We start from the raw sequence: 9,368 nt of genomic DNA, 5'->3' as shown, positions 1-9,368 counted from the left end.
CACCGCCATTCCGCTTTTGGATACGCTCAGTGTGATGGGTCGGCGGATGCTGCAACGCACGTCCCCGTTCAAGGCGGATCGCGCCCATCTGCATCATCTGCTCGCACGCATCTTCGGGAGCACGCGTCAGTCACTCATTCTGATGTTGTCCGTTGCGGCCGCGCTCGCCGCTGTGGGTGTGGCGGGGCGGATACTGGGGGCCCCCTCGCCGGTCATGTTCTACGCGGGGATCCTGGCATTCGTGGCCTATCTGGTCTTCCTGCGCTCGGCGCAGCGGCTCCACCGCTCGGTGCGGCGGCGCCGTCGTCAGCTGGCGGTGGAGGCGGTCTGAGGCATGACACGGGCGTCTGATGTCGAAGCGGGGGTGTCGGGCCGCCCCTACTGGTACCTGGTCCAGTCCAAGCCGCGCCAGGCCGAGCGTGCCGAGACGAACCTGGTGCGCCAGGGGTACCAGGTCTTTCACCCCCGGCTGCGGGTCGAGCACATCCGTCGGGGGCGCCGGCTCGCCGCGGAAGAGTCGCTGTTTCCCAACTATCTCTTCATCCGCCTGCAGCGCTGGGTCGACAACTGGTCCCCCCTGCGCTCGACGCGCGGGGTGGCACGCCTGGTGGCGTTCGGCAGCGAGCCGCTGCCCGTCGATGACGACCTGATCGAGGAGATCCGCCGCCGGCTCGACGAGCGGGCGACCGAGCCGGCTCTGCAGACGGGTCAACGGGTGCAGATCGTCGAGGGACCCTTCCGGGGTCTGGATGCGATCTTCAAGGCGCATCAGGGCGAGCAGCGTGTCCAGCTCCTGATCGAGCTCCTGCACCGCCAGGTCAGTCTGACCCTGCCGCTGGGCAGCATCCGCCGCTCTGCCTGACCCGCTCCCCGCGGGGCAAGCCGCGTCGCGACCGCGATGCGGGGCGGCCAACCCTGCCGCCTCTGGCCCTCCGCTCGCGCGGATCGGGTGTCCTGCGCCCGAAACCGGGCGGTCCACCGCATAGACGCGCTGGAGGCAGGGGCGTCGCTGACCGATCCCCTCTGTCTCAGCGGCCCGTCGGGCGTCGTGTCATCCGCGGAGTCCACGCCTGGTCAGGCACCCGGGCTTGGGCACGCCCCCGCCACTCCCTGCCAGGGCAGGCGGTGCCGGGCCGGTCAAGTGTGACCGTCATCCCGGCAGGGAATGCCGGGATCCAGCGGCCAGGGTCGGCCGGCGTCGCCCATCGGCGCGTCGTCGGCGCACCCGCTGCCCATCCGCCACTGCCCTGGCACTGCCCTGTGGCCCGGACGCGCTGCCTTAATCGGCGTGCCCGGCGCTGCGTGACGGGCGGCCCCTCGGGCAAGCGTGTCCGCACGGGAATCCCGCGCTACTGGCAGGCCTCGCACTCCGGGTCCAGGATGGAGCAAGCCGAGGGGGCCGCGCCGTTGCCCTTCCCGTTGGGCTTGGTCTTCTCGAGGGAGAGGTAATTCCCGCCGACTGCGCTGAGGCGGTTGGCCTTGCTCGCGTCGTCCATGGTGGACTTCTCCACGTGGGTGGCGCCCATGGAGCGGAGGTAGTAGGTCGTCTTCAACCCGCGCACCCAGGCCAGCTTGTAGAGGTTGTCGAGCTTCTTGCCGCTCGGCTCGCGCATGTAGAGATTGAGGCTCTGCGCCTGGTCGAGCCACTTCTGACGGCGGCTGCCGGCCTCGACCAGCCAGCGGGGGTCGGTCTCGAAGGCGGTCGCGTAGAGCTGCTTGAGATCGTCCGGGATGCGGTCGATCTGCTGCACCGAGCCGTCGAAGTACTTGAGGTCGTTGACCATCACGGCGTCCCAGAGACCCCGTTCCTTGAGGTCGGCGACCAGGTAGGGGTTGACGACGGTGAACTCGCCGGAGAGGTTGGACTTGACGAAGAGGTTCTGGTAGGTCGGCTCGATCGACTGACTCACGCCGACGATGTTGCTGATGGTGGCGGTTGGCGCGATCGCCATGCAGTTGGAGTTGCGCATGCCGAGCGTGCGCACGCGCTCGCGCAGGCCCTCCCAGTCCAGGGTGGACCCGGTGTCCATCTGCAGATAGCTGCCGCGGGCCTCCTGGAGCAGCCGGATGCTGTCGATCGGGAGGATCCCGCGGCTCCAGAGCGAGCCTTCGAAGCTCTGGTAGCGCCCGCGCTCCTCCGCGAGATCGGTGCTGGCGCGGATCGCGTAATAGCTCAGGGCCTCCATGCTGAGGTCGGCGAACTGCACCGCCTCCAGGCTCGCGTAGGGGATGCGCACCTTGTAGAGGGCATCCTGGAAGCCCATGATGCCGAGCCCGACCGGGCGGTGGCGCAGGTTGGAGCTGCGTGCCTGGGGGACGTTGTAGAAGTTGTAATCGATGACGTTGTCGAGCATCCGCATCGCGGTGCCGACGGTCTTCTGCAGACGTGCGGTGTCCAGACCCTTCTCGGTGACATGGGCGGCCAGGTTCACGCTCCCCAGGTTGCACACGGCGATCTCCGTGTCGTTGTTGTGGAGCGTGATCTCGGTGCACAGGTTGGAGCTGTGCACGGTGCCCACGTGCTGGTTGGTGTAGCGCAGGTTGCAGGGGTCCTTGAAGGCGATCCAGGGGTGGCCGGTCTCGAACAGCATGGCCAGCATCTTGCGCCAGAGGTCGACGGCCTTGATGCGCTTGCTGACCTTGAGCTCGCCGCGCTCGGCCCGTTCCTCGTAGGCCAGGTAGGCCTGCTCGAACGCCAGGCCCGTGAGATCGTGCAGGTCCGGCGTCTCGTCCGGCGAGAAGAGGGTCCAGTGCTGGTCCTCGGCGACGCGCTTCATGAAGAGGTCGGGCACCCAGTTGGCGGTATTCATGTCGTGGGTGCGGCGGCGGTCGTCACCGGTGTTCTTGCGCAGCTCGATGAACTCCTCGACATCGATGTGCCAGGTCTCGAGATAGGCGCAGACGGCGCCCTTGCGCTTGCCGCCCTGGTTGACCGCCACCGCCGTGTCGTTGGCCACCTTGAGGAAGGGCACGACCCCCTGGCTCTTCCCGTTGGTTCCCTTGATGTGGGCGCCCATGCCGCGGACCCGGGTCCAGTCATTGCCCAGTCCGCCGGCGAACTTGGACAGGAGCGCATTGTCCTTGATGGCGCTGTAGATGCCGTCGAGGTCGTCCGGGACCGTGGTCAGATAGCAGGAGCTGAGCTGGGGCCGGAGGGTCCCCGAGTTGAACAGGGTCGGGGTCGAGCTCATGAAGTCGAAGCTGGAGAGCAGCTCGTAGAACTCGACCGCACGCGCCTCGCGGTCGATCTCGTTGATGGCCAGGCCCATGGCGACGCGCATGAAGAAGGCCTGGGGCAGCTCGAAGCGGGTCCCCCCGGCCGTGTGGATGAAGTAGCGGTCGTAGAGGGTCTGCAGCCCCAGGTAGGTGAACTGCAGGTCGCGCTCGGGCCGCAGCGCGGCGCCGAGGCGGGCGAGGTCATACCGGGCCAGTTGGGGATCCAGGTGCTCGAGGTCCACGGCGCGCCGGATGTAGGCCGCGAAGGCGTCGCCGTAGCGCTCCGCGAGATCGGCCTGGGTCTCCACACCGACGGCCAGCCCGAGAAAGCCGAGGGCCTCGCGGCGCACGACGTCGAGCAGCAGCCGGGCGGCGACCTGGCTGTACTGGGGATCCTTCTCGATCATGGCGCGCGCGGACATCACCAGGGCCTGTCCGACGTCGGCCTCGCGCACGCCGTCGAAGAGGTTGCGCAGGGTGTCGTTGAGGATCGCCGGCGCATCGACGGCATCGAGGTCGCGACAGGCCTCGTCGACCAGTCGCGTCATCCGCTCCACATCCAGGGGGCGTGTGCTGCCATCGGCGAGGGTGACCGCGAGCGGGTGGGCGCTCTCGGCCGGTGCGCTGGTCGCGGCCCGCTCCGCGCGCTCGCGGGCGCGCGCCTCGCGGTACAGCACATAGTCGCGCGCGACCTTGTGCTCGCCCGCCCGCATCAAGGCGAGCTCCACCTGGTCCTGAATGTCCTCGATATGGACGGTTCCGCCCCCCGGAAGACGCCGGGTCAGGGCCGCGGTCACCTGATCGGTGAGCTCCCGCACCCGGTCGTGGATGCGGCTGGAGGCCGCCGCCGAGCCGCCCTCGACGGCGAGGAAGGCCTTGGTCATGGCGACCATGATCTTGTTGGCGTCGAAGTGTGTGACCTTGCCGTTGCGCCGGATGACCTGGACCTTGCCGGGGGTGTGAGCGGTGATCTCCTGTCCCGTGTCGGCAGGTGGCTGGTGCAACGAAGCGGCGGCGTCTTCACCCGACGTGGTCTGTGACAGTGATGGGCTGGTGGCAGACATGTCTCCTCCTAAGATCTGGTGTGTGGGCGGCACGGGATGCAGGGCACTGTGAGTGGAATACCCGCCAGTCACAATATATATCCAAGCAAGGATCCGTCAACCACAATATCTTGTGTAAAAAACGCCTGAAAAGCTGTTGATAGGTTGTGGACGACCGGGGTGCCCCGCGGCACGGTCCTTCGCACGGGCCGCATGGCTGCTGGGATGGCGGCGGTCCGGGACGACGGCGGCCTGTGGGCAGCGGCGCGTGGGGCACCTGGATCCCGCGGGTGGGTCGGCTCCGCGAAAGCGGGTCGGAATCGATCGCTTGCATCAAGCAACCAAGCGTTCAACGGCCTTTTCTAGGATAATCGCGGGAGCTGCGGGTCTGCGGCGCGCATTCTCGTGTCCGCGACCTGATCGACAACAACGCGAATGGAGGGATGGTCCAGATGAAAGTCAGAGACGTCATGAGCCGGTCGGTGCGTACGGTGAAACCGGAGACCAAGATCGCGGAGGTGGCCTCCCTGATGTGTCTCTATCGCTTCCACGGTCTGCCCGTCGTCGACGATGAGGACCGACTGGTGGGGATCATCGCCGAGAAAGATCTCCTCCACAGCCTGTTCCCGAAGCTCGATAAGCTGATGTCGGAGGGGATGCATTCGGTTGACCTGGACAAGGAGATGGCGCGCTACTCCGAGATCCTTGCCATGAGCACCGCGGATCTGATGACCCCCAATCCGGTCACGGTCGACCCCGAGATGCATGTGCTGCGCGCCGCCACCGTCATGGTGCGGCACAACTTCAGGCGGATCCCGGTTGCCGAGGGTGGGCGCGTCCTGGGGATGCTCAGCATCGGCGACGTCCACAAGGCCATCTTCCAAGCCAGCGTGACCAGCGGCCTGACGGGCGCCTGAGCGGACGCGCCCCGTCGGGTCGCGCGTCTGGGCGGGGTCTCCGCGCTGCCCCTTGGGCGGTGAGCCCGCTGCGGTTGCCACACCTCCCGGCCAGGGAATATTCTGGCGGCGACGAGGGGGGCAACCCGGCGAGGGTGGTCCGCCGGCCTGCTTCAGGCTGGATCCTGCGCGGGCGTCCAGGGAGCGATCGCGCACGCGTCGCGACCAAGGGCGGGCGGCCGCCTCGACGGCGTCGTGCCGATGGAGCCGGCCGTTTCGTTCGGGAATCAACTACCCTGTGGTCAGGCCCCGGTCCTGACGCCTGTGTCTGGAGGTCAAGATGCCCAACCGAGCGATCGCGATTGGTTTGTCGATCGGCCTCTTCGGCTCCGCCTGGTGCGTCGTCTCGATCCCGGTCCGTGCCCAGGATCCGGCCGCCATCGCTCGGGCGGAATACGATCAGGTCCTGTCGCTGACGCCGGACCTCGACAACGGGCGCGAGGTCTATCTGACCTGTGCCGTGTGTCACCGCCCGGAAGGCTGGGGGACGCTCGACGGGACCTATCCGCAGATCGCCGGTCAGCTGCGCACCGTGATCATCAAGCAGCTCGCCGACATCCGGGCGCGCAATCGCGACAACCCGCTCATGTATCCCTTCTCGGTGCCGCGGATCCTCGGCGGTCCGCAGAGCCTCGCCGATGTCGCGGCCTACGTGGCAGCGCTTCCCATGACGCCCCGGAACGGCGTGGGCCCCGGGGTGGATCTGGACCTGGGGGGGCAGATCTATGCGGAGCACTGTGCCAGGTGCCACGGAGAGGCCGGCGAGGGGAACGAGTCCGAGCACATTCCGCTGGTCGCCGGGCAACACTATCCCTACCTGATGCGCCAGTTCGACGCGATTCGCAGCGGCCGACGTCACAACTCGGACCCGAAGATGGTCAAGCAGATCGACGGCTTCACGCCGCGCGATCGGGCCGCCGTGCTCGATTACACCTCGCGCCTGCGTCCGCCGGCGGACAAGCTGGCGGAGGCGGGCTGGACCAACCCCGATTTCCCGGCCTATGTCCGCGACCCGATGGGAGCCACACCGACCCCTCCCTTCCCGCCGGAGTTGCTGGAGGCGCCGCCCCCGCCCGGGCCGCCGGACTACCCGGTCGTTCCGCCGGCCCAGCCGCTTCCCGGCGAGTCGCCCTGATCGTCCCAGTGCGGGCTTGAGCGACGACAGCCAGCCCGGAGCGATCCGACGAGGGATGATCGCTCGCGGCTGGCCGCCCGAGGGGACCTTGAAGGATGGTCTTCCCGGCAATTTCTCAACACGCCGAGCGACAGCGCGGGTTCCGCTGTTCTTCATTCTCAGTCGCTTGGGTGACTGAGCATGGCGCGGCATCCTCGCCCCGCACGGGCACCTTGAACTGTCCAAGGTGCCGTCAGGCCAGCTCGACCCGATTGCGCCCGCCCTGTTTCGCCTGGCAGAGCGCCTGGTCGGCACGACGGATCAGCTCCTCGAGCGGCTCGTGGGGGTGTCTTATCGCCACGCCGAGGCTGGCCGTGACCGACAGCTGATGCCCGGCGGGGGTCTCGAACGGGTGGTGCTCGACGGCGGCGCGGATGCGCTCCGCATAGTCCATCGCCCCGAAGGCCGAGGCACCGACCAGAAAGAGGATGAGACCCGCTCCGCCGAAGCGCACCGGGATATCGGTGTTGCGGATGCGATCTCGCAGGATCTGCGCCACCTGCCGCAGGACCGCATCCCCCGCGGCCCGGCCATGGGTGTCGTTGACCCACTGGAGGTAATCGACATCGATCATGACAGCCGCCACCTGCGCCGCCTGGTTACGGTCGTGGACGCTGCAATGACGTTCCATCACGTCCTGCATGTAAGGGCGCGTGAACAGTCCGGTCAGCGGATCACGGATGGAGCGCTGATAGGCGTCCTGCCGAGCGCTCTCGGTCGCGCCATGGTCGAGCAACGTCTGGGTGATCTCGCGAAGCCGCTCATTGAGGCGGGAGAGCCGCCGGGTGTCGGTGGGCGCGCCGGACAGCAGGTCGATGCCGCATCCGAGATGCCTGAGGGCCTCGATCGCGGAGGGGACCAGTCGCTCCGGGATCAAGGGGCCCTGGTGCGGTGCGATGGCCTTGATCGGGTGCCGCTCGCAGCGGCTCAGGGCGAGATCGAGGATGTCGCGGCTCGGCATCTGCTGCGCGTGAAAGATCTGCAACGCCTCTGAAAAGGACTCGTCGCGGGCGATCAGGGTCGCACCCTCGGTCAAGGCGCCGAACAGGGCGCCCGAAAAGAGGAGCCCGCTGCCGGGGTCGAAACTGGCGATGGACCCGGAGGAGGGGGCATAGGGCGTCAAGATGAACTGGAACTCGCGGTCCTCGAGGGGGAGGCGCCAGTCGTGGTCTTCCACGCGCCGCTGGGACAGCTTGAGCCCGTAATGGCTCAGCAGCGCGTGGGTGTGCCCGTGCGTGACCAGGAGCGCGTCCGGTCGGCTGGCCATCTCGTCGATGACCGGCATGGCGGCGGCGACGTCCGGGCCGGGGTGGTGACAGACGAAATAGCGGATCGACGCAAAGGGGATGACCTCTTCGATCCTGCGCAAGGTGTCGGCGAAGCCGCAGCGCGAGCCGGGATCGAGCAGGACCGACTGCTCGCCCTGCTCCACCAGATAGACATGGGTGCCGATGCCCCCATCGCGCGACAGATGACCGACCCACCAGACCCTCGGGGCGATCTCGATCGCGTGCGCGGTGTCGGCGTGCTCGAGTTGGGCGAGATCGGTGTCCATACGACGGCTCCTCCTGTGCGGCTCATAGTGCCCGTTCCCGGGTCGTCGCCACGCCACCGCCGAGGCCGGCGGGCCGCGGCGTGAGGCTGCCGGCGCCTCCCCGCCAACGATCGACGCGCGCACCGGCAGCGCCGTTTGCGACCCGCCTCCTGGTCGTTCGCGCCGGCGGCGCGACACGCCGGGCGCTTCCCGCAGCGAGCGCGCTGAAGGCGTCAGTGGCTCGTGGACGGGCGCCCATCCTGCAGACCCCGGGCTGCGCCCGGCCGCGCCCGGGCGCCCAGCACCTGATAGACCAGGGGGACCAGGACCAGCGAGACCAGTGTCGAGAAGGATAGACCCGCCACGATGGTCACCGCCAGGGGCTGCAGCATCTCCGAGCCTTCCCCGATGGCGAGCGCCAGTGGCAGCATCCCGACGACGGTGGTGAGGGTCGTCATGAGAATCGGCCGAAGTCGCAGCCGGGCGGCCTCCAGGATGGCGCTGCGCGCGTCCAGTCCGGTCTGCCGCTCCAGCTCGATGAACTCGACCAGGACGATGGCGTTGTTGACCACGATCCCGGCGAGCATGATCAGGCCGAGCCAGACCGGCATGGAGACTGGCAGCCCCGTCCACTGCAGACCGAGCACGACGCCGATCACCGCGAAGGGCACCGAGATCAGGATGATGAAGGGGTTGCGTATCGACTCGTACTGCACCGCCATGGCAACCAGCACCAGAAAGAGTGCCAGTCCGAGGAGGATCCGGCTCATGTCCTGTCCCTGCTTCAGGGTCTCCAGGCTGCCCGCCTCGTAGAGGCGATAGCCGGGGGGCAGGGGGACCTCGGAGGCCGCTGCCAGCGCCGACTCGATCGCCTGTTGGAGGGTGACCCCCTCCCGCAGGGACGCGGTGATCTCGACGATGCGCTGCTGGCGGTCGCGCAGGATGGTCGCGGGTTGCGGCAGGATCTCGATGCTGGCGAGATCACCGAGCCGCAGGGGGCGCCGGGGCTCGGTCTTGCTGAAGAGGACGATCGAGTCCAGATCCCCCGGTGCGGCGATGTCCAGTCGGTCGAGCCGCAGCAGGATCTCGATCGAGCGATCGCCGTCGATCAGCTCGGTGACCTCGCGACCCTCCAGTGCGAAGCGCAGCACGGCGCCGATGTCCTCCACGCTCAGACCGAAGCTGGCGGCGCGCTGCGGGTCGAGCCGGATGGAGATCTCCTGTGTGATGTCCTGACTGCTGTGCTGGATGTTCCCGAGGCCTTCCACGGTCTTGAGGCGCTCGACGACACGGTCGGCGAGCTCCGCCAGGGTCGTCAGATCCTGTCCGGCGATGCGCAGGCTGACGTCGTCGTCTCCCTGGTTGAAGCGGATGCCACGGATCCCGCGCGTGAAGAGCGAGACACGCAATCCAGGGATCTCGAGCCCCTTGATCAGGCCGTTGAC

At 68.0% G+C, this 9,368-nt stretch carries 6 protein-coding genes and 1 pseudogene; 4 read left to right on the top strand and 3 right to left on the bottom strand.

Going from position 1 to position 9,368, the window contains the following annotated elements:
• Both LJE61_RS13330 and rfaH read left to right on the top strand, forming a co-directional pair.
• Positions 1–331, top strand: a pseudogene (locus LJE61_RS13330) (undecaprenyl-phosphate alpha-N-acetylglucosaminyl 1-phosphate transferase); the annotation flags it as partial.
• Positions 332–334: 3 nt separating this feature from the next.
• Positions 335–862, top strand: coding sequence for a transcription/translation regulatory transformer protein RfaH (gene rfaH / locus LJE61_RS13325; protein ID WP_296911262.1), 528 nt, complete (start codon positions 335–337; stop codon positions 860–862).
• Positions 863–1,349: 487 nt separating this feature from the next.
• Here the strand turns inward: rfaH and LJE61_RS13320 are convergent, their stop codons facing one another.
• Positions 1,350–4,220, bottom strand: a complete 2,871-nt coding sequence (locus LJE61_RS13320; protein WP_363306402.1) for a ribonucleoside-diphosphate reductase subunit alpha — start codon at positions 4,218–4,220, stop codon at positions 1,350–1,352.
• A 491-nt stretch (positions 4,221–4,711) separates the two neighbouring features.
• Between LJE61_RS13320 and LJE61_RS13315 the strand changes: the two genes are divergently transcribed.
• Entirely contained in the window at positions 4,712–5,176 is a 465-nt protein-coding gene (locus LJE61_RS13315) for a CBS domain-containing protein (protein WP_296911260.1), read from the top strand.
• A 319-nt stretch (positions 5,177–5,495) separates the two neighbouring features.
• Entirely contained in the window at positions 5,496–6,350 is an 855-nt protein-coding gene (locus LJE61_RS13310; protein ID WP_296911259.1) for a c-type cytochrome, read from the top strand.
• 232 nt (positions 6,351–6,582) lie between these two features.
• Here LJE61_RS13310 and LJE61_RS13305 read toward each other — a convergent pair whose 3' ends face one another.
• Together LJE61_RS13305 and LJE61_RS13300 are read right to left on the bottom strand one after the other, a co-directional pair.
• Complete coding sequence (locus LJE61_RS13305; protein ID WP_296918619.1) at positions 6,583–7,944, bottom strand: diguanylate cyclase; 1,362 nt, start codon at positions 7,942–7,944, stop codon at positions 6,583–6,585.
• A 212-nt stretch (positions 7,945–8,156) separates the two neighbouring features.
• On the bottom strand, positions 8,157–9,368 hold a 1,212-nt coding region (locus LJE61_RS13300; protein ID WP_296918617.1), incomplete at its 5' end, for an efflux RND transporter permease subunit.

It is taken from the genome of Thiocapsa sp. (assembly GCF_022340925.1).
Lineage (GTDB): Bacteria > Pseudomonadota > Gammaproteobacteria > Chromatiales > Chromatiaceae > Thiocapsa.
This window is presented reverse-complemented; position numbering and strand designations above follow the sequence as displayed.